14 protein-coding genes are annotated in these 23,198 nt (G+C 59.4%); 7 read left to right on the top strand and 7 right to left on the bottom strand.

Going from position 1 to position 23,198, the window contains the following annotated elements; genetic code table 11:
* Nucleotides 1–4: 4 nt before the first annotated feature.
* Together VO84_RS17445 and malQ are read right to left on the bottom strand one after the other, a co-directional pair.
* The gene (locus VO84_RS17445; protein WP_197414094.1) at nucleotides 5–2,185 is read right to left on the bottom strand and encodes a hypothetical protein; all 2,181 of its coding nucleotides are present in this window, start codon (nucleotides 2,183–2,185) and stop codon (nucleotides 5–7) included.
* 138 nt (nucleotides 2,186–2,323) lie between these two features.
* The gene (gene malQ, locus VO84_RS17440; protein WP_058189022.1) at nucleotides 2,324–3,862 is read right to left on the bottom strand and encodes a 4-alpha-glucanotransferase; all 1,539 of its coding nucleotides are present in this window, start codon (nucleotides 3,860–3,862) and stop codon (nucleotides 2,324–2,326) included.
* A 138-nt stretch (nucleotides 3,863–4,000) separates the two neighbouring features.
* On the opposite strand from malQ, the gene VO84_RS17435 reads away from it, so the two are divergent.
* Nucleotides 4,001–6,694: a glycosyl hydrolase 2 galactose-binding domain-containing protein gene (locus VO84_RS17435; protein ID WP_082662194.1), complete on the top strand. Its 2,694-nt coding sequence runs from the start codon at nucleotides 4,001–4,003 to the stop codon at nucleotides 6,692–6,694.
* A gap of 417 nt (nucleotides 6,695–7,111) precedes the next feature.
* On the opposite strand, the gene VO84_RS17430 is transcribed toward VO84_RS17435, so the two are convergent.
* Both VO84_RS17430 and VO84_RS17425 read right to left on the bottom strand, forming a co-directional pair.
* Nucleotides 7,112–8,188, bottom strand: a complete 1,077-nt coding sequence (locus tag VO84_RS17430; protein WP_058189021.1) for a tetratricopeptide repeat protein — start codon at nucleotides 8,186–8,188, stop codon at nucleotides 7,112–7,114.
* Between the two features lie 732 nt (nucleotides 8,189–8,920).
* On the bottom strand, nucleotides 8,921–9,388 hold the full coding sequence (locus tag VO84_RS17425) for a hypothetical protein (protein WP_058189020.1): 468 nt from the start codon (nucleotides 9,386–9,388) through the stop codon (nucleotides 8,921–8,923).
* A gap of 84 nt (nucleotides 9,389–9,472) precedes the next feature.
* Between VO84_RS17425 and rplS the strand changes: the two genes are divergently transcribed.
* Nucleotides 9,473–9,844, top strand: coding sequence for a 50S ribosomal protein L19 (gene rplS / locus VO84_RS17420; RefSeq protein ID WP_058189019.1), 372 nt, complete (start codon nucleotides 9,473–9,475; stop codon nucleotides 9,842–9,844).
* 82 nt (nucleotides 9,845–9,926) lie between these two features.
* On the opposite strand, the gene VO84_RS23190 is transcribed toward rplS, so the two are convergent.
* Nucleotides 9,927–10,058 (bottom strand): hypothetical protein, encoded by a 132-nt coding sequence (locus VO84_RS23190; RefSeq protein ID WP_269431428.1) that lies wholly within the window; start codon nucleotides 10,056–10,058, stop codon nucleotides 9,927–9,929.
* A 24-nt stretch (nucleotides 10,059–10,082) separates the two neighbouring features.
* On the opposite strand from VO84_RS23190, the gene VO84_RS17415 reads away from it, so the two are divergent.
* The 4 genes from VO84_RS17415 to VO84_RS17400 all read left to right on the top strand — a co-directional run bounded on the left by VO84_RS17415 (nucleotide 10,083) and on the right by VO84_RS17400 (nucleotide 16,975).
* The gene (locus tag VO84_RS17415) at nucleotides 10,083–10,760 is read left to right on the top strand and encodes a ribonuclease HII (protein ID WP_082662119.1); all 678 of its coding nucleotides are present in this window, start codon (nucleotides 10,083–10,085) and stop codon (nucleotides 10,758–10,760) included.
* 8 nt (nucleotides 10,761–10,768) lie between these two features.
* On the top strand, nucleotides 10,769–12,028 hold the full coding sequence (locus VO84_RS17410) for an MSCRAMM family protein (RefSeq protein WP_058189018.1): 1,260 nt from the start codon (nucleotides 10,769–10,771) through the stop codon (nucleotides 12,026–12,028).
* A gap of 30 nt (nucleotides 12,029–12,058) precedes the next feature.
* Complete coding sequence (locus tag VO84_RS17405; protein ID WP_058189017.1) at nucleotides 12,059–14,860, top strand: PIG-L family deacetylase; 2,802 nt, start codon at nucleotides 12,059–12,061, stop codon at nucleotides 14,858–14,860.
* A gap of 270 nt (nucleotides 14,861–15,130) precedes the next feature.
* Nucleotides 15,131–16,975, top strand: a complete 1,845-nt coding sequence (locus VO84_RS17400; RefSeq protein WP_058189016.1) for a hypothetical protein — start codon at nucleotides 15,131–15,133, stop codon at nucleotides 16,973–16,975.
* A gap of 64 nt (nucleotides 16,976–17,039) precedes the next feature.
* Here VO84_RS17400 and VO84_RS17395 read toward each other — a convergent pair whose 3' ends face one another.
* Both VO84_RS17395 and VO84_RS17390 read right to left on the bottom strand, forming a co-directional pair.
* Complete coding sequence (locus VO84_RS17395; RefSeq protein WP_058189015.1) at nucleotides 17,040–18,455, bottom strand: amidase; 1,416 nt, start codon at nucleotides 18,453–18,455, stop codon at nucleotides 17,040–17,042.
* The gene (locus VO84_RS17390) at nucleotides 18,452–21,871 is read right to left on the bottom strand and encodes an FG-GAP-like repeat-containing protein (RefSeq protein ID WP_231738039.1); all 3,420 of its coding nucleotides are present in this window, start codon (nucleotides 21,869–21,871) and stop codon (nucleotides 18,452–18,454) included. Before VO84_RS17390 ends, VO84_RS17395 begins: the two co-directional genes overlap by 4 nt.
* 107 nt (nucleotides 21,872–21,978) lie before the next feature.
* Here VO84_RS17390 and VO84_RS17385 point away from each other — a divergent pair, with 107 nt between their 5' ends.
* Nucleotides 21,979–23,187: a hypothetical protein gene (locus VO84_RS17385; protein ID WP_058189014.1), complete on the top strand. Its 1,209-nt coding sequence runs from the start codon at nucleotides 21,979–21,981 to the stop codon at nucleotides 23,185–23,187.
* The last annotated feature ends 11 nt before the right edge of the window (nucleotides 23,188–23,198 follow it).

The raw sequence follows: 23,198 nt of genomic DNA, 5'->3' as shown, positions 1-23,198 counted from the left end.
GCCTCTAGCGCATCCGCACTTCAGTTCTTCCCGTCGGCAACATGGTCAGCACGTAATCATCCTTCTGGTTCGCCCAGCGCAACTCCAGCAGGCCATTCGCCGAGACTTCAGGAAGCGCCTCGCCCTCGCGGTACGGATAAAGAAGCACTTTGAATCCCGGTTCCACACCGCGCACGCTGTACCTCAGCCGATTTCCCATTCCAAACGAAGCCGTATCCCCCGATTCAGGCGTGCGCTTCACTTCGTATTTTTCAAATACCCAGCTTCCCCCGCCGCTCACGCCGATCATCTGCACCAGCAGCCTGCGATTGTCCTTCGCATCCGCACTACCCAGCACCATCGAGTTTCCGTTCGTGCTCTTGACCTCCAGGTCATCCGCCACCTGCATCAGCCAGTCATATTGGTGACTGCTCCCATCCTTATTTATGTCATCGACAATCAGCGCGTAATCATGCGATCCATTCCTCCGCAGAGCAGCAGTGCGAAACGCCTTTTCTACCGGGTTGTAGACCGCATGAAAGGTATACTGCGTCGCCTGTCTGTCGTGCCAGGGCTCCGCCTTGTTCATGACTAGGGCATATTCGTCGAATCTCCGGACAACATCGGCTCTGGTATCCGGCTCCCAGTGAAATGCCGATATTGCCGGATCGTTGAGGCGGATCTGGGCCCGCAAGATCCAGTGGTATGGCTCCGAGGCATCGCCTGCCATCACCGTGAGGTTCGGTTCTTCGCGACGCTCCACAGTGGCCCCTCCAATCGGGAAAAAGCCCTGTCCGCGTCCGTCAATCAGAATGCAGGAACTGTCCTTGGTCTCCGCAACATGAAATCCGCGGTCGATCGCCCACTTTCTCCCCAGCGCCGAGAGCGTAAACTCCCCGGAATTGGAATGCGCGTGAGCAGCGGCATAATTCGCCTGGGTATTCATGTCCAGGTGCAGAACCATTCCGTCTCTGCCCCATTTATTCCGGGTGATTTGCAGGCCACGCTCCGGATCCCAGTAGGTAAGTGGAAGGTTCAGAGCCTCAATTCCGCTCACCGCATCAGGGTAATTGGCTGGAATCGCTGCCTCATTCAAGCCCCATTTTGTGTGCGGATTTGGGCCGCTGTAGGGCTTCCATCCAACGGGGTCCGAAGGAAAAAGCAGCACGAAGAGCCAGTCTCCGTAATTACCCAGCCCCGCCATTGGATCTGTTTCCACCCGGTTGCGCCAGATCATGTCAACAACGGGATCTTTGGGCCAGAGCCATTTCAGGATCAGATAGTTGGTGAGAACACCGCCTTGATCATTTGGCGTGTCCTGATGCATTGAGAAGGCATCCCCGTATGGCTCCATAGCTGCCACCAGCCAATTCGGAAGCGCGCGGTAATGGGGTTCTATAAAAAGATCGTCCCCATGCCTCGCAAAAGCCACCAGCGCCAGCGCGCCAACGCTCATTCCGTAATGGAAATAGTGCATCTCCTCAATGCTGCCGCCCGCCTGCGTAATCCCGTAGTGCAGGAAGTTCTTCATCACCTGCCGGCACGACGGATAGATCGCAGCATCGTATCCTTGCTCTCCCTCAATCGCCAGCGCCGAGAGCACAAGACCCATTCCGCCGGGCATCCAGTTGGACGTATTCCAATCCGCGGGCATGCCATCTCCGAAGACTTTTTTGCCCACCGTGGACAGGGAGATGGCCTGCCGGACAACCCGCCGTTGCACGTCGGTCATATAGACGTAATCGAAGTCGTACGCTAGAGCCAGATGAACGTCGGGATCTATCTTCGCCCAGTTTCTTGGGATAGAAGCGTACGTGGCAAGAGCCGCGGCTGCTTGCTGCCCTCTCACCTGATCCTGTCGAAGCAATGCCTCAAAACATTCCAGGCTGAGCACATAGACAATCTTGTTCTGCCAGAATCCATCCTTCACATACGTGGTTGCATTCAGGTCGCCTTTGACAAGTCCGTCAAATTCCGCGCCCAGCGGCTGGCCTGTGTGAAGCACTTCCACGTAATGGTCAACCCTGCCCAGCGTGTACTTGCCCACCTCCGTCTGCTGCATCACCTGCCGCAACCGGACCAGCTCATCCGGCCCCATCACAACCCTGGGGTGAACTCCCGGCGCAGGCACACGCCCAAACCGCTCCACCAATGTCGAGCCGACATCAGGAAGCAGCCGCGTCTGCGCAAATAAACTAGTTTGCAAAAAGGAAAGAACAAAGATCAGGAGAAGGAAAAAGCGAATCAGGGGGCTCAGCTTTCTCACGGGAGAATCCTCCGCGTCCATCCTCGCACTCTGCTCTTCCCCGTGTCATCCTGACACGCCACGCCGGAATGCCCGCTACTACGCCGGCGTCGCTTCACCCTTCGCCAGCGGATCATTCTCCCGGTCCATAACCTCGGCCAGCGCAGCCAGTCGCGCCGCAATCTCCGGCGTCCACGCGCCCTCCGCAGCTCTCCAACCCCAATTGCCACCCGCCACAGCCGGAGTATTCATCCGCGCCTCATCTCCCAGTTCCAGCAGATCCTGCGCCGGCGCAATCGCAATCTCCGCCACGCTCGCCTCCATCGCGCGAATCAGCGGCCATACCGGCCGGTCCGCAACTGGCCCCACATACGCCTCCACCGCCGCGCGCTCTTGGTCGTTCGCTCTATTCCACCAGCCCTGCGTCGTGTCATTGTCATGCGTTCCCGTGTACGCCACCGTGCCCGGCGTATACCGGTGCGGCAAGTGCGGATGCGCCCCCTTGCCGCCAAATCCAAACTGCATCACCTTCATCCCCGGCATGCCCGCCTCCAGCCGCAGCGCATCCACCGCGGGCGTAATCAAGCCCAGATCTTCCGCCACCAGCGGCAGCTTTCCCAGCGCCACTTCCAGCGCGCTGAACAGCGCCATCCCCGGTCCCTTCACCCATTCCCCATTCACCGCCGTCTCTTCCGCTCCCGGAATCGACCAGTACCCCTCAAACCCGCGAAAATGATCCAGCCGCACAATGTCATACAGCTGACATGACCGCCGCACGCGATCCACCCACCAGCCATACCCCAGCTCTGCCAGCACATCCCACCGGTACAGCGGATTCCCCCACCGCTGTCCCGTAGCAGAAAAATAATCCGGCGGAACTCCCGCCACATGCACCGGCCTCAACTCCTCATCCAGCTCAAAAATCCCCGGATGCGTCCACACATCTGCCGAATCCATACTCACAAAAATTGCAATATCGCCCAGCAGCCGAATCCGATGCTTAGCCGCAGCCTCCCGCAACGCATTCCACTGCATTGCAAACGCAAACTGCATCGCCTGCTCTACCGCCAGCTCGCGCCCACGCTCCGCAACCAGCGCCTTCAGCGCCTCAGGCTCGCGCCGCCGCACCGGCTCCGGCCAATGCGTCCATGCTCCGGTCCCATGCACATTGCGCAGCACCGCGTACATTGCATAGTCGTTCAGCCAGTGCGCCTCCGCCGCGCAAAACGCCGCAAACCCCTGCCACTGCTCCGCGAGCTTCGGATCGCTCGCCCCGCGGTCCAGAAAACTCCCCGCCGCCTCCCGCAACAGCGGCAACTTCTCGCTCTCCACCGCTCCATAGTCAACGGCGCTTTTCTGATCTCTGATCTCTGACAACTGATCTCTGCCCATCCATTCCCAATCCCCCAACACCTCCAGGCTGATCAGGTTCGGATTCCCCGCAAACGCGCTCGTCCCCGCATACGGAGAATTCCCGTACCCCGTCGGACAAAGCGGCAACACCTGCCACACATGCTGTTTTGCAGCCGCCAGAAACTCCACAAACTCATACGCCGCCGGTCCCAGGTCCCCAATCGGACCCCGTGAAGGCAACGAAGCCACATGCAGCAAAACTCCAGAAGAACGCGCAAATTCCATGTCCTCATTATGGAGGCTGAACACACTACAATTGGTTGGTTTACGAAAAACCATCTCTACGCACATTCAAATTTCATACCTCAAGCGAGGACTCTCTCCGTGCATGATCGTCTCGTCGGTTTTCTCCGGGCCTTGGCAATGACATCTCTCGCAATCCCCGCCCTAAGCGCCGCCGCGCAGGCTTATCCGCCTCCGCAGCTTGAAATCGCTTCCGGCTGGCAGCTCCAGGACTCCGCGAAAGTCACCGATACCGGCGCGCAGATCTCCTCCGCCGCGTACGCCCCAAAAGATTGGCACGCCGCCGTAGTTCCCGGCACCGTCCTCACCTCGCTCATCGCCGATAAAACCTATCCGGAAGCGCTCTTCGGCGAAAACAACCGCCCAGAAATCATCCCCGAGTCGCTCAACAAAACCCCATACTGGTACCGCACCGTCTTCACCGTCCCATCTATATATGTAGGCCATCGCATCTGGCTCAACTTCGACGGCATCAACTACTCCTCTGAAATCTGGGTCAACGGCCAGCAAGTCGGCACCACCAAAGGCGCCTTCATCCGCGGCAGATTCGACGTCACCGCTATCGTTAAGCCGCACGAACAAGCCGTCATCGCCGTCCTCGTCGCCCCGCAGCCCCACCCCGGCAACCCGCACGAGCACACCCTCAAAGGCGGCATGGGACCCAACGGCGGCATCACCGCCATCGACGGCCCCACCTTCCTCTCCACCATCGGCTGGGACTGGGTCCCCGCCATCCGCGACCGCGATACCGGCATCTGGCGTAAAGTCTTCCTCTCCGCCTCCGGCGACGTCACCATCAAAGACCCGCTCGTCACCACCGATCTCCCGCTTCCCAAAATCGATTCATCTGACGTAGCCGTCCAGGCCACCGTAGAAAACGTCACTGACGCCCCGCAAAAAGGCATCCTCAAGGGCACCATCGAAAACATCTCCTTCGAGCAGCCCGTCGAAATCCCCGCTCACTCCAAGCAAAAAGTCACCTTCGACCCCAAGTCCACTCCAGCGCTCCACATCCAGAACCCGCACCTCTGGTGGCCCAACGGATACGGCCCGCAGAACCTCTACAAGCTCCACCTCACATTCCTCGACTCAAAGAAGCACGTCTCCGACGCCACAGACGTCACCTTCGGCATCCGCAAAATTACCTACTCCGTACCAGATTCCGAAAACCTCACCATCTCCGTCAACGGTGCGCGCGTCTTCATCCGCGGCGGCAACTGGGGCCTCGATGAAGCCCTCAAACGCATCCCGCGCGAGCGCCTCGAAGCCCAGATCCGCATGCACAAGCTCGCGAATCTCAACCTCATCCGCAACTGGGTCGGCCAGTCCACCAATGAGGACTTCTACGAGCTCTGCGATAAGTACGGCATCCTCGTCTGGGATGAATTCTTCCAGCCCAACCCCTCCGACGGCCCCGATCCCACCGACCTCGACGCCTACATGGCCAACGTGCGCGACAAGATCCTGCGCTACCGCAACCATCCCTCCATCATGCTGTGGTGCGCGCGCAACGAGGGCTTCCCGCCAAAGGAGATCGACGATCGCCTCCGCGTTCTCATGGCAGAACTTGAACCCACCCGCCGCTATCAGCCCAGCTCCACCTCCGGCGGCGGCGTCCGCTCCAACGGCCCATACCACTGGCGCACTCCGCGCGAGTATTACAAGATCGGCGATGACTTCTTCAAGACCGAAACCGGCTCCATGTCCATCCCTACCCTCGAATCCACTCGCGGCATGTTGGATAAGAAAGATTGGGAGATGATCACCGACGCCTGGGCCGAACATGACTTCGCCAACGGTGCAGTCCAGGGCGGCAAATACCCCGGCATCGTCAGCGCCCGCTACGGCAAAATCTCCAATCTCGCCGACTTCGTCCGCAAGGGTCAGCTCATGAACTACGAGGCCTATCGCTCCATGTACGAAGGCCGCAACGCCGAACTCTTCCACCCCACCACGGCCATCATCACCTGGATGAGCCACCCCGCTCAGCCCAGCTTCGTCTGGCAGCTCTATCACTACGACTACGAGCCCAACTCCTCGCTCTTCGCCGTGCAGAAAGCCGGTGAGTTGCAGCACATCCAGCTCAACGAAGGCACGGGACCAAACGCCGGACAGGTGCAGGTCATAAACAACCTTCCCGACGCAATATCCAAAGCCACCGCACACGCCACCGTATACAATCTCGATGGCCGCGTAGCCTGGGAGCGCGACTGGCCTGTCGAGGTTCCCGCAGCCACAGCCGCAAATCTCGGCCAGCTCGAGCTATCGAGCGCCATATCCAACGTCAACTTCATCAAGCTCGATCTGAAAGACGCCGCCGGCAAGCTCATCTCCACCAACTTCTACTGGCGCAGCAGCCGTACCCCGGATGTCGTCGAAGCCTCCCCGTCGAAAGAACCGCTCAACGACGACCTCACCGATCTGAATAAGCTGCCCACGGTCACCCTTGAGCCAACCATCGCCCGCCACGACGACAACGGCACGGCCCACTTCATGGTCACCCTTCGCAACCCATCCACATCCATCGCACTCATGGCGCACATCCAGCTCCGCCGCAAGTCAGGCGACCGCGTCCTGCCCGTCTTCTATTCAAATAATTACGTCTCGCTCACGCCCGGCGAAAGCCGCACCATCGAGATCGAAGCCGACCTCAAAGACCTCCACGGTGAAGAAGCCCTCATCGTCCTCGACGGCTGGAACACTTCGGTCACCAGAACCGCAGCCAAAGGCGTCTCCATAGCCCCCAACCTTGCCGCCGACCCCGCCAACTCACCCATCACCAACCTCCCCTTCCAAACCGAAGGCCTCCGCTAGACATCCTGTTTCTTGTTGCTCATGGTCCCGTTCTCCTCATTGGGTCCGCTGAATCCGAACCGCCGAGAAAATCAGGGCCGGGCGCTACTCAAGTGCTCTATCACCGAGAGCGTTGGGAAGGCGAACGGCCAACACGGGAGCGCGAGCGAACGGAGCGGGCAGCGCCGTTGACGGGACGCCGCGCCCGCCACTGTCGAGGCGTCAGGTTCGTGATTACCGGCCCGGAGAACGGGGCCAAATTTGAGCGAGGGGATGTCGCATGCGCGGCATGAAGGGGAGGCGGAGGAGGGGTTTGAGCGGGGATGGGCTCTTGCGGGAAAACATTCGCCGTGCCGAAGATGAGGAAAGGCGCTCGAAGCACGGCGGGGGCCGCAGCCCCCGGTTTGAGATGGGATTTGAAGTCGGGTTAAAGGCGCGCTATTCGGGTGGGGTTCCACCGCTCTGGGCACAGGCGTTGGAAGACCCCCCGGCGCAACCCGCCTTGAGTTGCTCGTAGCGATTAGGCCCGGAACCACTACTGCTGTGGCTTTCAGAATCTACCGAGAATGCGCCAAGCAAGAGCTGCAGCATAAGCACACCGGCCTGCTGATTTTGCTGGGCCTGTGCTTGGGCGCGCTGTTGTCGCGCTTCCTGCGCTTGTTGCTCCGCGCGGTCATTCGCCAGTTTGTCCTTCTCGTACCGGGCTCTCCAGAACTCCGCCTTGGCAGGATCTTTAGGCTTGCCCACTCCGCTGGCGAACATGTTCGACAATACGTGTTCGCCAAGATAGTAATTCTGCGCGGAGGCCTTTTCGGCCCAGTGTGCGGCCTCGGGAATATTCACCGGTACTCCGACGCCCCGATACAGAATGGACGCGAGGGCACCCTGGGCCATGGCATCGCCCTGTGTTGCCCCAATGCGCATCCAGCATATGGCATGAATGAGATCGTCAGCTTCCAACAGTTGTTCCGCGCGTTCACTGGCTTTCTCGATGGAGATGTGGGAGGACGCGTCACAAGGGACGTCGAGCCACCACCGTTGTCCTTCATACGGGTCTTGCGAGAGTATCCTGCTGCCCCATTCAGCGGTGAATGGACTTGAGCCGGAGTTGCCCGATGTCCAGTCGATCTTGCCGTTCACGACACTTTCGCCGTCGTCGGACATCCGGCCGGTCAGCGTCGCGGTCAGCGGAAAACGCCCCTTATCCGTGCGATGGATAATAACCGACTCGCGGGTGAAGCTCTCGACCGTGTAAATGCTGGTATTCTCCGGCCCAAAATTAATGTAGTGCCCGTTGTCCCACATGAGCGGTCCGCAATGGGCCATGCAAATGTGAATCACCGGGGGAAGTGTCGGTTCCGCAATCTTCAGCTCTCCAACGGGTGGCCGTGGCCCTGCGGAAGTATGAGAAGGGCGGCCTGAAGGCTGGTTTGCGGTGGCGGTCGTGTCCTGCGCGCGCAGGACGGTGATGGAGAACGCGGCCAGTAGGAGGGCCGTGAGTCGTGTGCCCGGCATGGATCTGTTCCTCGCTGATTTTCACATTTGGTTCTATGAACACCCGGCGGCGGATAAAGTTTCCAAATATTATTGCCGCCCGGACTGGACTGGCGTGCATCCGCGCTGAAAGGCCGTCCTTGCGTGAGCGGATCATCTCACGGATTGTCTATACACATCCACCAACTTATCTATAGTGTCGATTTAATTTAGCTTAATAATGCTTCACGTCGGGTGCTTGCAGAGGATCAAGAGGTTGTACCGGCGTCCCTGCCGTTGAGACCTGGGATACCCCGACAGCCGACCCACATCCATCCCGTTCATCGTCACCTGATTCGAGTCGAAAGCCCAACTTTTGCTCTGCGCTAACCCGCTAACTCGCTACGCGTAGCGCTAACTTGCTAACTCCTCCATTACGAAAGTCCATTGTCCTTTCGTAACGTCCCCAGCGCTCAGAAAGTTTGCATGCAATTAAGGGGTTTTCTGTCACACTCATAATCAAGCAGAAGAAAAGCCACGGCCCGAACCTTCACTGGTTCGGGCCGTGGCCGTTTTGGGGAGGGGACGGGACCCCTCCCCCACCCCTGGTGCACTAGAACTGGTGCAAAACTGAACAGAAAATACAGGTACAGCTGCACAGTCCCGGAATAAAGATCGCATAAAGATCCTTCCAGAAACTGTGCAATCACCCACAACCGGCACAAATCAAATCACTTCGGAACCACAGCTGCACAGGATAACTCGCCGGAATCGTTAATACTCAAAAATCGGAGCCGCCTGATCCACGCCAACCCGACCCGCAGCGATCGCAGCACGGAAGAAATCCTCATCCTTCTTCGTGTACTCAGCCAGCCGCCGCAGCATGGCAATCTGCCCGGTATGCGTCAACGCATCGGCCACCGGCCCCTGAAACAACCGCTCCAGCGGAGCCTGAATCAGCTCTTCACTCGCCAGCAACGCATCAAAAGCCTCGAGCGCCGCAAAAAAACGCAGCTTCTCCTCCGCCCACGGCAGCGGCTCAGAGCTATGCCACGTCTCCTCGCCTCGCGAAATGCTCAGCGCCCAGTCGAACAGATCGCCCATATGCGCCAGAATCTCTCCCGGCGTCCGCCCCGCGCCGTCAAAACCTGCAAACTCGTCAGGCGCGCCCGTCACAGCCCGCGCCGCGCGATACGCAAGCGTGGCCAAAGTATGCCGCAAAAACTCTCGCCTCTCGTCCATCCCGCCAATATACTCTGCGGGATAGGCACAAAGGCTCAATGTTTGTTAAACTAAAAGTTCTGAGTTCAAACGCAGGAAGAGTCTATGTCCATCCATCCAGTAATGCAGCGCCTGGCCGATAAGCTCAAGCGCACCGATCTGCCCAATTTCGTTCCCGGCGACCAGATTCGCGTCCAGGTCAAGATTAAGGAAGGCGATAAAGAACGCCTCCAGGCCTTTGAAGGCCTCGTCATCGCCATCAACAAGGGCCCCCAGGGCACCTTCACCGTCCGCAAGATGAGCTTCGGACAGGGCGTCGAGCGTATCTTCCCCTTCAACTCCAGGGTCGTTGACCGCATAGAGAAGATTCGCAGCTACAAGGTTCGCCGCGCCAAGCTCTTCTACATCCGCGGACTCCGTGGCAAGGCCGCCCGCCTCAAGGAAGTCGATCGCGAAGTCGCTGCCAAGAGAGCCTAGCTTTTTCGGGTCTTTCCGCCTCATCAGGAACAAAACCCCGGCCATCAGGCCGGGGTTTTTCTTTGCGCGCTGAAGTCCCACGTTATTTGTGCTGATAGCGCTTCACCATCTGGTAGCTCAGCAGCGCGGCCGCGCCGGCTGGTATCAGAACTACAAAGTACGCATCTGCCGTGTCGAACGCGATTACTCCTTCGAGAAGGGTTGATCCCGTCATTCCGGCGATCACTATACTGGATGCATGGTCAGACCCCCCCGGCAAAATCCCACTTGCGGCTGGAAGCATGAAAACGCCGCTCATCGTGGCGGCGCGTTTCGCATTGCCGGAGTGGATGAAGTCGGCCGCGGTCCAATGTTCGGTCCAGTCGTCGCCGCCGCGGTCATTCTGCCAAGAGGCTGCCGCCTGCAGGACCAGGGCCTGAACGACTCCAAGAAACTCACCGAGAAAAAGCGTAACGAACTCGACATCGAAATTCGCACACAGGCCGTCGCCTGGGCCATCGCCGCAGTCGATGTCGAGACCATCGACCGCATCAACATCCGACGCGCCTCATTGCTCGCCATGCACCGCGCCATCGAACAACTTGCCCTCACGCCGGACTACCTGCTCATCGACGGCATCGACACCATCGCTACCATTGAGTTTCCCTGCCGCCAGCAATCCGTCATCCAGGGCGATGCGACAAGCGTCTCCATCGCCGCCGCAAGCGTTCTCGCCAAAGTGCATCGCGACCGGCTCATCGTCGAACTCGATAGCCAATACCCCGGCTACGGTCTCGCGCAGCACAAAGGCTACAGCACCGCCATCCATCTCGAAGCTCTCACGCGCCTGGGCCCCACGCCGCTGCACCGCAAAAACTGGAGCCCCGTAGCACAGACTCTGCTCTCATTTTCCTCGGCCATCGATCTCAATCTCTAGAGAAGCCTATGCGCCTCATCCCCGGAATCGTGCTTTTTGCCATAGCGTGCACTGCATCCAGTTCTTCTCAGGAGCAGCGTGCCGCAAAGTCCCGGCCTCCACGCGGTGTTATCACCGGAACCATCTACTGCGCGGATACCAATACCCCTGCGCGCCTTGCGCACGTCACGCTGTTGCCTGCAACTAACCAAAGCGGCCAGACTTTCATGGCGCAAAGCGATCTCGAAGGACGCTTCGCCATCGGCAGAGTTCCTGAAGGCACGTACTATGTCTCCGCCAAATTAGACGGATATCTCGATCCCTTTCCGAGGCCTGGTGCTCGTGGTCTTAACGGAATGAGTTCTGACGAGAAAAAGCAGCTGGATGCGCAAGCAATCCGGGTCTCGGTAGCCGCCGACCAGACAGCCTCCATTGCTGTGCGGCTTGAGCGCGCCGCCGTTATGGAAGGAACGGTTCTCTATGACGATGGAAGTCCTGCCATCGGACTGCAAATCACCATCCACCCTAAACAGGACCAGGTCGAGAAAAAAGTTCCCGAGGAAGGCGTCGCCATCCTCATGGCCATGACAGAGGCATTTCAGCGTGTCACCGACGATCACGGACATTTCCGTGCGCTTGGCCTTGCGCCTGGCGAATATCTCGTCAGCACAATGGTCTCCACGGCATCCGGCGCGGCGCCACCCGCCAATCCAATCGCGGATGCCGTCAAGTTTTCCCAATCGGGCGGACTCACAATCTATTACGGAGACACCCCGAGAAAAAGCAACGCGAAGCCGGTAAAGATTGAGGGTGGAGAATCTGTTCCAGGAATCGACATCACAATTCCACTCAGCAAGCTGCACTCGATTCAGGGTCAGGTGCTCCTGAAACGCACAGGACAGCCGCCTGCCATGGCATCCCTGCAACTTCTCTACGCGGATTCTCATGAATTCGCGCGCACTGCAGTAGCGGTCAATGGCGAGTTTGCGCTCGATTACGTCCCCGAAGGCTCCTACATTTTGCAGGCTTCGGCCTCAACCGATCCTGTGCCGGCAATGGACCAGGACACTGGCGATCTCGTCGTCTCCGGCAGTCTGGGATTTTTTGTGGCCACAGGAGATTTCGATATTCCCTCGAATTTCAAGCAGGACAGCAGCGCCGAAACTCCGCTCGATGTGCATGGAGAAGTCGCCGCAGTCACGATCTACGTACCCGACCCCGCGGCAAAAAAACCCGCCACTGCCTCTATGCCTTACCCCACAGTCTCTGTCCAACCTCCACAGCAATAACACCCGCCAGAATGTAAACTGACCCCACGTATGTTGCCAGCGATCAGAGTGCAGCGCGCCTCGGCGCGCACCAGTGTAGTCCGTATGAGTGCAGTAAGTTTCCTTTCGGCAATCGTCCTTGCCGCCGCGCAGGCTCAGGGCCCGGACCCTGCAGCGCTTTCTCCGCATGAAGCCGGCTCAATCGCGCTTCCGCTCGCTGAAGATCGCGGTTCCGCCGCTCTCGAACAGGCCCTGCGCCGTCTCAACACCACAGCCAGTGTCATGATGATCGTCGCGCATCCTGACGATGAAGATGGCCCGCTGCTCACATACCTCAGTCGCGTCCAGGGCGTTCGCACCATCCTCTACACGCTCACCCGTGGTGAAGGCGGTCAAAACGCCATGGGCGCAGAAACCTACAATGCGCTCGGCCTCATCCGCACCAATGAACTCCTCACCGCAGATCAGTATTACGGCGTCACGCAGATGTGGGGCACGCAAGCCGATTTCGGCTTCTCTAAAACGCAGGAAGAATCCTTCGCCCGCTGGGACCACAACCGCGTTCTCTATGACGCAGTCCTCGCTGTCCGCCGCATGCGTCCGCAAGTCATCATCTCCACCTTCGTCGGCGCAGTCAGTGACGGCCACGGCCACCACCAGGTCTCCGGCGAAATCGCGCAGGAAGTCTTCAAAGCCGCAGCCGATCCCAAAGTCTTCCCCGATCAGCTCAAGGACGGCATCGAGCCCTGGCAACCGCTCGCTGTCTACGGCATGACGCCCTTCGCGCCCATCACGGACAAAGGCATCTTCGACTACGCAACCGGCAAATGGGCCCCCGCGCGCTTCAAAAATTACGTCACCGGCGAAACCATCTCCACCGCACTCTCAGCCGACGTCACCATCTCCGTCGGCGACCGCGATCCCATCCTCGGTCGCAGCCCCGTGCAGATCGCGCGAGAGGGCTGGGGCATGCAGAAATCGCAGTACGGCGGCGCAAGCCCCGCACTCAGCGGCCCGTCAACCACCAGCTATCACCTCTGGGCCGTCGCGCCATCCGCAGCACAAAAGGCAGATACAGCCGCACCCGATTTATTTACCAACTCTCGTGTCACAATCCCCACACACATCTATCTGGCGGGATCAACCGCGCCGGCATGGCTCACTAACGAGATTCACTCAATCGGCGATTCTTTCCATCTTTTCTTCATCCAGCGGTTGAAGGGACATGAAGATCCAACTCGCTTAGCTAAAATCTATAAGCAAACCCTCGACCTCCGCACCCACATCGGCGCCGCCACCGATCTCACCCCGCAAGCCAAAGCCAGCCTACTCCTCGAACTCGATTACAAGCTCGACACTTTCCAATCCGCCCTCAAAGAACTCCTCGGCCTCAACCTCACCGCCTTCCGCACCAACGGCGGCGGTGGAGGCGGTGGCCGCGGCGCATCCGCCGATGAAACACCCGCCAGCGTCTCTCCCGGCGAAGACTTCCACGTCCGCATTCACACCACACAATCCGGCAACGCCGCCACGCTGTCCAAAGCCTGGCTCGAAAGCCGCACCGGCGATCCATGGTCTGCGGAATCGGACGCAAAAATCGGAACCGACACGCTCTTCCGCGTAAAAGCCTCAGCCAACGCCCAGCCCACGGCGCCTTACTTCACACGTCCCACCACAGAGCAGCCATACTACGACATCTCCAACCCCGCCTGGCGCGGCCGTTCCCTCGCACCCTGGCCGCTTGAGGCCCACGTGGAATACACCTTCGACGGCGCACCGTTGCGCCTTTCAACAGTGGTCCAAACCCTCCAGCACGCCACCGGTCCCGGCGGCTTCTACGAACCCCTCGTAGTCACGCCCGCCATCGGCGTCAGCATGACGCCCGAAGCCCGCATCGTCCCACTCGACGGCAGTCCACTGCCCGTCAAAGTCGTCGTACACACACAAACCGCAGCTGAAGGCACAATCTCGCTCAAGCTTCCCGCCGGCTGGCACTCCGAACCTGCGGAAGCACACTTCGCCCGCAAGTCCTCCGGCGACACCGAACCCATCCTCTTCTCTGTCACTACTGATGGCGCTCAGTCAGGCGCATATACCGTCCAAGCCGTGGTGAAATCCGGCAACGCCACCTACACCAGCGGCTGGAGTCGCATCGGCTACCAGGGCCTTCGCCCTTACAATCTCTACAAAGCCGCCGAGCTCAAGACGCGCAAGATCGACGTCAAACTCGCACCTAGCCTCAAAATCGGCTACATCATGGGCGCGGGTGATCTTGTCCCCGAAGCCATCGAAGCCCTCGGCGTCATGCCGCACATGCTCTCATCCTCTGAACTGGCCTCATCCAATCTCTCCGCTTTCAATGTCATCGTCATCGGCATCCGCGCCTATCAAACCCGTCCCGAGCTCGCCGCCGCCCAGCCCCGACTCGATGCCTTCGTCCGCAACGGCGGCAACCTCATCGTGCAGTACCAGCGCTCAACCTTTCCTGCCCCGGTACCGCTCAACCTGGGATCGCGCCCCGAAAATGTCGTCGACGAAACCGCACCCGTCAAGCTTCTCGCGCCTCAGGATCCGCTCCTCCGCTCACCAAACATCATCACCACAGCCGACTTCGATGGCTGGGTTGAGGAGCGCGGCCATTCCTTCCTCGACACCTGGGATTCCGGCTACACCGCCCTCACTGAAACCGCTGATGCCGGCCAGGATCCGCAGCGCGGCGGCCTCATCGTCGCCCATCCCGGCAAAGGCACGTATATCTATGTCGCCTACGCACTCTACCGGCAGCTTCCGGAGCTGGTCCCCGGATCTTATCGTCTGCTGGCCAATCTTCTCAGCGCCAACGCGGCTAAATAGCTCTTCCCGGCACCCCGTAGGTTAATGCAGTGTAAATCTTTTATTACTAATACGTTACAACTATTAAATCCCTGTAAATTCGTCATATTTTCATCTTTCCCTGCCACTCTTGAACCAGAAACAACCGGAAAGCGGCGGGACCTCTCGTCGCGCGCATACTCTGTGCGCGTTCGTAATCGAAGCGCATAGCGGGCATCGGGGGAACTACAAAAATGCCCGGCATAAGCAGTGTGTGAAAAGCAACAAGCCGTATTTAAAAAGAGAGGCACAATGAACTGGAAACTCAAATCGGTTGCCGTAATCGCACTGGCAGCCAGCGCAATCGGCAGCTTTGCCTATGCGAGCGACGCCACTCCGCCCAAAAAGCACAAGCCAGCAGCCAAGAAGGCTGATGTTCCTTGCTGCGCGGCGACAGAAGATCAGATTAAACAGCTGCGTCAAGATCTGCAGAGCCAGATCGACGGCCTGAAGTCCGATCTGGCCGCCAAGGATGCCGCGCTGAGCGCCGCGCAGCAGAAGGCTGCCGATGCTGAGGCAGCAGCAGCCCGTGCGCAGGCCGCTTCCGCTGGCGTGGCTGATAACGCCGCCGCCGTCAGCGCTCTGCAGGGCACAGTCAACGACCTGAAGGCCAATCAAGTCTCGCTTGCCACTACGGTTTCCGATGAAACCACCAAGATCAAGCAGTCGATCGAGAGCCCGAACGTGCTTCATTACAAGGGCATCGCAATCACTCCCGGCGGCTTCACCGCGGCTGAAACTGTGTGGCGTGCGCACTCCACCGGATCAGACATTCCCACGCCGTTTACCGCCATGCCCTTCCCGCAGGCTGAGGCATATCACCTGAGCGAGTTCTACGGCACGGGTCGCCAATCGCGCGTCTCGCTGATGGCTGAAGGCAAGGTGAACTGGGGCACCATCCGCGGCTACTTCGAGGGTGACTGGCTCGGTACCGGCGTCACTTCAAACAACAACCAGTCCAACAGCTACGTCTTCCGCCAGCGCGTTGTCTGGGGCCAGGCTCTTACCAACAGCGGCTGGGGCTTCGCCGGCGGCCAGATGTGGTCTCTGGCTACAGAAGACGCCAAGGGACTCTCCAACCTCTCCGGCGACATCAAGACGCCGCAGACCATCGACCCGAACTATAACGTCGGTTTCGTCTGGACCCGTCAGTATGGCTTCCGTGTTACCAAGTCCTTCGGCGACAAGTTCGCCGTTGGCATCTCAGCGGAAAACCCACAGGTCCTCTCACCCGGCGGCACAATCTCGCTTAACCCGGGCGTCAGCTATATCTGGGGCAATCCCGGTTCAGGCGCAGGTCTCTATAACGGCGGCGTCAACGGTTCCACCTGCACCTCCACCAGCACCACCACCCCGGTCAGCATCACCTGCATCCCGGGCTACCTCACCACCTACGCGATCAACCCCGTTCCCGATTTCATCGCCAAGCTGGCCTTCGATCCGGGTTACGGCCACTATGAGATCATCGGCATCACTCGCGCCTTCCGCGATCGTATCTACGAAGGTGCCAACAGCACTCCCTGGAACGATACCCAGTGGGGTGGCGGCATCGGTGGCAGCGCACGCCTGCCGGTTACGCACATGCTCGACGTTGGTGTGAAGGCTCTCTACGGCCATGGCACAGGTCGCTATGGTGCTTCCACCATTGCGGATGTCACCGTCGGACCCGACGGCCGCTTCAAGCCCCTCGAGAGCCTTTCGGCCCTCGGCACGCTTGAATTTCATGCCACTCCGCGACTGGAAATCTACGCCGACTACGGCGCCGACTACATCGGCAAGTGGCTCTATGAGAACTCGGCCGGTAAAGCGGGCGGTTACGGTATCGGTGAAAGCAACTCCGGTTGCGGCACTGAGAACATGACACCCACCTCTCCCGTCATTCCCTCCAGCGGCAGCTCCTGCAGCGGCGTCAATCGCGGCGTTCAGGAAGGCACCCTCGGCTACTGGTATGACTTCTACAAGGGCCCCCATGGCCGTCTGCGCCAGGGAATCCAGTACAGCTACTCAAGCCGCGTAATCTGGGCCAACCTGTCCGGTTATGCTCCAAAGGGCATCGAGAACATGTTCTGGACCTCCTTCCGCTACTACCTGCCGTAGTCAACAGGCAGCCAACAATAGAAGGGCAACCCGCAAGGGTTGCCCTTCTTACTTTGTGCCCATGCTAAACAAGCGGAGGCGGACGGTATCCAAATTCACGATCCACAATCTTCGCAATGCCCAACACAATCTCGTCCTCGAAAGGCCGCGCCGCAATCTGAACGTCAATCGGCAATCCCTCGGGCGACCGTCCCACAGGAACCACCGCCGCCGGACACGCCAGCGCATTGAACCATTGCGTGTAGCGCACCGCATCCAGATACGCCACGGCCTTGCCTTCCACGCTCCACTCGCGCTCTCCGTGCTTCCACGCAGGCACGCTCGCCACCGGGCACAGCAGCACCGGATAGTCCCGCATCGCATCGAGCGTCTTTGCACGCAACAGATCCAGCTCCGCCCACGCATTCAGCAGTTCAGCAGCTGTCAGTGGCCCCGCAGCCTCAGCAATACCGCGAAACTCCGTAAAGATCGGGCTCAGTCGCTCGCGCTTCCCGCGAATTGCAGGCTCATAAAACATCGCCCCGCACTGCACAAAAAAGATGTTCCATAGCTTCCGCAACCGCTCCAGAGTATGTGGCCGGAACGGCTCCACGCGAAAACCCGCAGCCCGCAGCGCCTGGGCCGCGGCCTGCACCGCCCCACGCGTCTCGGCTGTCACCGGCACAACGCCATCGTCTTCAAAAAATCCGATTGTGCTCTCACGAAGCTCATCCAACGAAGGCGAACGCAAAGCCACGGGCGGACTCACCGGATCGCTCACATCCTGCCCGCTCAACACACGAAACAGCAGCTCCACATCTTCCATCGTGCGCGCCATCGGACCAATCGCACCTAGCGTAGAGAACGGCCCCACGCATGGCGGCAGATGTCCTCGCCCCGGTACGCGTCCCGGCGTCGGCTTCAGCGCGCAGATGCCGGTAAAATGCGCCGGCACACGCACCGACCCACCGCTGTCGCTTCCCAGACCAGCCGCTGAAAGCCCTGCCGCAATCGCCGCTGACTCCCCGCCGCTCGACCCTCCCGGAGTCCGCTCCAGATCCCACGGATTGCACGTCCGCCCATGCAGCAGATTCTCAGTCTCATACGCCATCAGGAACTCCGGGCAATTCGTCGTGCCCAGAATCAGCGCCCCAGCCCCGCGCAACCTCGCCACAACTTCCGCATCCTCACGCGAAGTCTCGCCCTTATTCAGCAAACTCCCAATCTCGCAGCGAAACCCAGCCGTTGCAATTGACGATTTCACCGTCACCGGTAATCCATGCAGCGGATCATGCGGCCCAAAACCAGGTCCGGATGAATCCTCCAGCACCCGGGCCTGCACCCGCACCCGCTCCGCATCAAAATCCGCAAAGGCATTCAGCTTCGGATTCAGCCGCTCAATCCGCGCAATATGCGCCTCGGCCAGTTCCGTCACGCTGATCACACCCGACCGCAGCATCTCCAGTTGGCGCGTCGCAGACAGCAACGTAATTTCACTCACGGCTTCACCGCGCCAGTTCCAGTCGCCCCATCCTCCCTCGGCGTCGAAGGCATCTCGTGGTAATCAAACCGATACGATCGCACCGGCTCACCCGAATCAAACCGCGTATTCCAGTCAAGCTGATACTTCAACGCACCCGCATCATCCGGAAATTGCTCCCGCTCGCCATACGGATACGCGCTCATCCCATGAAACGGCAGCGGAGCCACTGTAAACGGCGCGGCATCCCACCAGTCCATGTCCTTCACAAAACCATTCGCGTAGAAGAAGTAATCCCGCTTCCAATGCGCAGGCAGCGCAGGCAGCTTCGCCGCATCAAACTCCGCCGCAATCTCCTCACCGCTGCCAAAGATCACGTAGCGGTCGTCCACGCCCTTCACCAGCTCCGTCACATCGCCCATCCGCGTATAGTTCCCGCGCTGACGCTGGAACGGCCCCGTCAAACTCACGCGATTGTAGTCATAATCCAGATCGCCAGAACTAGCTCCCTCAATCTGTTTCGGATACCCCCGAAAATGCAGCGTCGCCTGCGCCAGCGGTACATCGTGCGTCCGCGCCTCCGCACCACTGCTCTGATCCACCAACACCTGGTCCCAGTAAATCTCCAGGTTCGTCATCAACCGGATTCGCCGTACCCCCGCCGGAATCTTCCCCGTCAGATCCACCACAATCGTGCGCTCCAGCCCCGCCGGAAATCCCACCTCATCCGTCACACGCCGCCACTCGCCATCCGGCATCTCGGCTTCCACATACGGCGCAATCGGTTTAATCCTAGCCTGCCATGCGGCATACAGCGAAGTCGCGCTGAAGTAGTTCACGTATCCAGTCATCAGCAACCGCAGCGGGGACTTCGCATCCAGCGAACCCAAATCGAGCGTCAACGAGTGTAAATTCGCAAACCCGTCATACGGCGTCGCAGTAAACCCACTCGCAAAGCGATGATCGCTGCTCTTCAACGCATCCATTGCCTCGCGCCCCTCGCCATCCCACGCTCCCACCGGCAAACGCGCACCCGCCGAAGCCACCACGCGCCCCGAAGCAAACGGCGGATCATCCAGAAACTTCTCATCCGGATTCACTTCCACCTTCTCCGGATGATCCACCGCCACCAGCCGCAACTGATCGACGTAATTCACCTCTTCCATCGGCTCAATAAACCGCAGGCTCAGTCTTCCATCCACTGGCTCCAGCCGCCCGCCATCTATCTTGATCCACTCACCCGGATTTGGCGTATTCCTCCGCGACGGCGTAAACCAGTGCCCCACCACCGCCGCGCCAATCGCATCCGTCACCAGCCGGTACTTGTGCCCATCCCACGCAAACAGCACCGGACACGAGCTCCCCCGCCGATCCGCTTCCTTCAGCGCAATCACCTGCTTATGAGGCAAATCAATCTCATCCTGCAGCACGCCCGTCGGCCAAAGAATCCGCAGCAGATCAATCCCCTCAGCCCGCCCCAACCCCACCAGCACCTGCGCTGGTCCCTGCGTCGCATACCCACTCGCCCCCGCAACCTCAAACTTCTGCCATTGGCCGTCCGCAAAGACTTCTACCTTCGCACCCAGCGCCGTCTTGTTATCCGCCAGCCCCGTCAAATCAATCCGCGCAAAATGATTCTTGTTCGCGCCAACATTCCTAAGCAGCACCGGCGGAGCATTCTCTTGCGTCACAATCAGGCCCGGTGCTCCATCTCCCACATCCACTGCAATCAATCCGCGCGGGGCCTTCATCATCTTGTCGAGACCCAGCCCATCGGTCACATCCGCAAAGCTTCCATCTCCTTGATTGCGAAATACTCGGAGCTCGTGTCCCAACTCCGTCTCCACAATCACTGTCAGATCAATCCAACCATCGTTGTCAATATCAATCGGTGTCACTCCCCATCCGCGCACCGCACCCTTCAGCGGAAGCTCCACACGCTCGAATCGCTTCCCCTCCACATTCCGCCAAAGCGTCACACCCGGCGCGCCGTCATGCGTCACCGCAATATCCATCCAGCCATCCTTGTTGAAGTCAAAGACAGCAACCCCCTCACTCGCCGGCAGCTTCGCGTCAAACAGCGCCTGTGCCGGATACTTCCCCTCACGCGGATTCACATAAATCACCGGCGAAGCCCCATCGCCAGTAACCGCCAGATCCACCGCCCGGTCGTTATTAAAATCCGTCAGAATCGCCGCCGCAGTCTTTCCACTTCCACCCAATCCAGCCTGCTCCGTCCATTCCGTAAAAGTCTTGTTCCCGTTATTCCTCCACAGCACATTCGGAGCGCCGCCCGCAGCCAGCGGAGCCCCCGTCAGCAACAAATCCAAATCCCCATCATGGTCATAATCCGCAAACGTGATCCCCGTAGGCCGGTTCTTCGCCGCCAACCCAGCCTCCGCCGTCACATTCTGAAACTTCCCGCCACCCAGATTCCGAAACAGCAGCACGCCATCCTCCAGCGCCACCGCCAGGTCGTTCAACCCATCGCCGTCGTAGTCACCCACCGCACAAGCCACAGCATGCCCCGCAGCCTTCAACCCCGCAGTCTCCGCATCCATCGGCTGCCACGCCCCATCTGCTCCCTTATGCAGCACCGCAATCGCCTGCGCCCCCGCCTGCATCAGCACCAGGTCCATCTGTCCCGCGCCAGTCACGTCCATCATGCAGGCGCCTCCCGTCGCGGCCTTACTCGTCCCCATCGTCTCAGCCATCAGCTTCACAGGAATCATCGCGCCAGCCTTCGCCGCGCCTTGTTCCACCGGCATCACCAGCGAAAGCCGTCCTTGCTCTCCATACGCCAGCCCAATAGCTGCCGAAATCTTCGCGTTCGTCAGGTGCTGAAAGCGCTTGAAGTGCTCCTTAGCCTCATCTGTCTTTCCCTCCCGCTGCAGCGCCCGCGCCAACCCAAACTCCGCCGAAGCATGCATCGGATCGATATCGAGCGCCTTCTTCAGAACCGCAATCGCTTCGTCATACCGCTTCAGCTCCTGGTAACACGCGCCCGCAAAGTAGAACGAGTCCGCATCCTTCGGATCAAGCTTCGTTGCCTCCAGAAAGCTCTTCAGCGCATCTTCCATCTCGTTGCCGGCATGTTGCGCCAGCCCCAGGTTGTACCACGCCGCCGCGCTCTTCGGGTCGATTTCAACTGCCTGCTGCAGAGCCACCTTTGCCTCATCCAGCTTCTGCAGGGTCATCAGCGCAATGCCATCGTTGATCGCCGCCCGCGCCAGCTTCCGGTCCGCCTTGCGCGCCGCCTCAAAACTCGCCGCAGCCTTCGCCGTCGCCTGCTGGCTCATCAGCGCCACGCCGCGATTGTTCAGCCGCACAGCCTCCTCGCGCGCCCCACCCTGCGCCATAACCGATGCAGCCAGCACCGCTGCAACCAGCACCCAAACCGCGCTCTTCCGCACTCTCACCGCTCTCAAATCCCTCACGTGAAAACCCTACCAGTGTATGCGAGCAACACCTCACTGCACCTCGATCCAATAGCCAGTCACCGCCCATGTGATACAAAGACATGTTCCCGGAGAATCCAGCAAAGATGCCCTTCCAGGTCGACGCGTCGCGTCACGAGTATCGACTCACAAGCAGAGATAAAGGATTTTCCCTTGTAGCCGGAGTCGCCCTTCCCTGCCTCGGCGTCTTCCTCACATGGAATACCTCAGAATCTTCCGCAAACTTTCTCGTCACAATGCTCTCGGCATTTTTCATTGGCTATGGACCATACCTCATCGCTTATGCCGTCCGTTCCCGCTTCATACTTGAAGCCACACGCCTCACCGTACGCGGTCCATTCCTCGAGAGATCCGTCGACCTCAGCGAAATCGAAGGCTTTAGAACCGTCTCCACGCGCAGAAGTTCGTATATGGAGTTGCAGCTCAAGAACGGACGCAGTAACATCGCCATCCGTGAATCCTTCGAATCAGACGATTACTCCGAGGGATGGTTCGGCCAACTCGCCGACCTTGACTTGACCGACCGCGATTCCATGATCGAAGCCATTGCAAATGAAGCAGAACTAGGCGCAACACCAGAACAAAGGCTCGCAGCTCTTTCAATCGCTCAGCTCTGGAACATCGCTCTCTCAGCCATCCTGGCAATCGCCGCCCTCACTCTGAATCTCAGCCATCCCCCTTACAGAGGCCTCGGAGCCGTCATCCTCATAGCAGGGCCGGCCGCCGCATTCTTTTTCGCCCAGCGCTCTCCTCTTCTCTTCACCGCGTTCAGAAGAGACAGCGATCCCCGAATAGAACTCGCAGTGCCCTTGTTCGTCTCTTCAGCAGGACTGTGCATCAACCTGTTCGTACAAGGCGCGAAATTTGTCTTTATCGAAGGTTCTTTTCTCGTCGCCACTCTCATTGCTGCTGTCTATCTCATCGTGTACTTCGTCACTGTCCGCAAAAGCCTTTCCCGCTCCAGGCTGGCTTTCCCGCTCCTACTCTGCGCGCTTAGTTTCAGTTATGGACTCACCTTTGTTGCGAATGTCGTCTTCGATGACTCCGCCGGCACACCATTTCAGACCGCCGTCTACAACAAGTACGTCAGCCATGGAAAATCCGACACCTATCACCTGCTGATTTCCCCATGGGGCCCAATTACCGACATCTACGATATGCAAGTTTCGGGCCCTGACTTTGATTCATACGCCCCCGGCGATCCCATCTGCTTCAGGCTTCATCCCGGCACACTCCGCCTCCAGTGGTACCAGCCAATCGCCTGCCCCAACGATGCCCCTCCCTCGCAACCGTAACGCTATACTGC

The organism is Occallatibacter gabretensis (assembly GCF_001449115.1).
GTDB lineage: Bacteria > Acidobacteriota > Terriglobia > Terriglobales > Acidobacteriaceae > Telmatobacter > Telmatobacter gabretensis.
Note: the sequence above shows the minus strand (reverse complement) of the source record. Positions and strands in the feature narration are given on the sequence as shown.

Coding starts and splice junctions, on each gene's coding strand:
- malQ (WP_058189022.1), bottom strand. CDS start 3,862: ATGGAATTTGCGCGTTCTTCTGGAGTTTTGCTGCATGTGGCTTCGTTG.
- VO84_RS17435 (WP_082662194.1), top strand. CDS start 4,001: ATGACATCTCTCGCAATCCCCGCCCTAAGCGCCGCCGCGCAGGCTTAT.
- VO84_RS17430 (WP_058189021.1), bottom strand. CDS start 8,188: ATGCCGGGCACACGACTCACGGCCCTCCTACTGGCCGCGTTCTCCATC.
- VO84_RS17425 (WP_058189020.1), bottom strand. CDS start 9,388: ATGGACGAGAGGCGAGAGTTTTTGCGGCATACTTTGGCCACGCTTGCG.
- rplS (WP_058189019.1), top strand. CDS start 9,473: ATGTCCATCCATCCAGTAATGCAGCGCCTGGCCGATAAGCTCAAGCGC.
- VO84_RS23190 (WP_269431428.1), bottom strand. CDS start 10,058: ATGACGGGATCAACCCTTCTCGAAGGAGTAATCGCGTTCGACACGGCA.
- VO84_RS17415 (WP_082662119.1), top strand. CDS start 10,083: ATGGTCAGACCCCCCCGGCAAAATCCCACTTGCGGCTGGAAGCATGAA.
- VO84_RS17410 (WP_058189018.1), top strand. CDS start 10,769: ATGCGCCTCATCCCCGGAATCGTGCTTTTTGCCATAGCGTGCACTGCA.
- VO84_RS17405 (WP_058189017.1), top strand. CDS start 12,059: ATGTTGCCAGCGATCAGAGTGCAGCGCGCCTCGGCGCGCACCAGTGTA.
- VO84_RS17400 (WP_058189016.1), top strand. CDS start 15,131: ATGAACTGGAAACTCAAATCGGTTGCCGTAATCGCACTGGCAGCCAGC.
- VO84_RS17385 (WP_058189014.1), top strand. CDS start 21,979: ATGCCCTTCCAGGTCGACGCGTCGCGTCACGAGTATCGACTCACAAGC.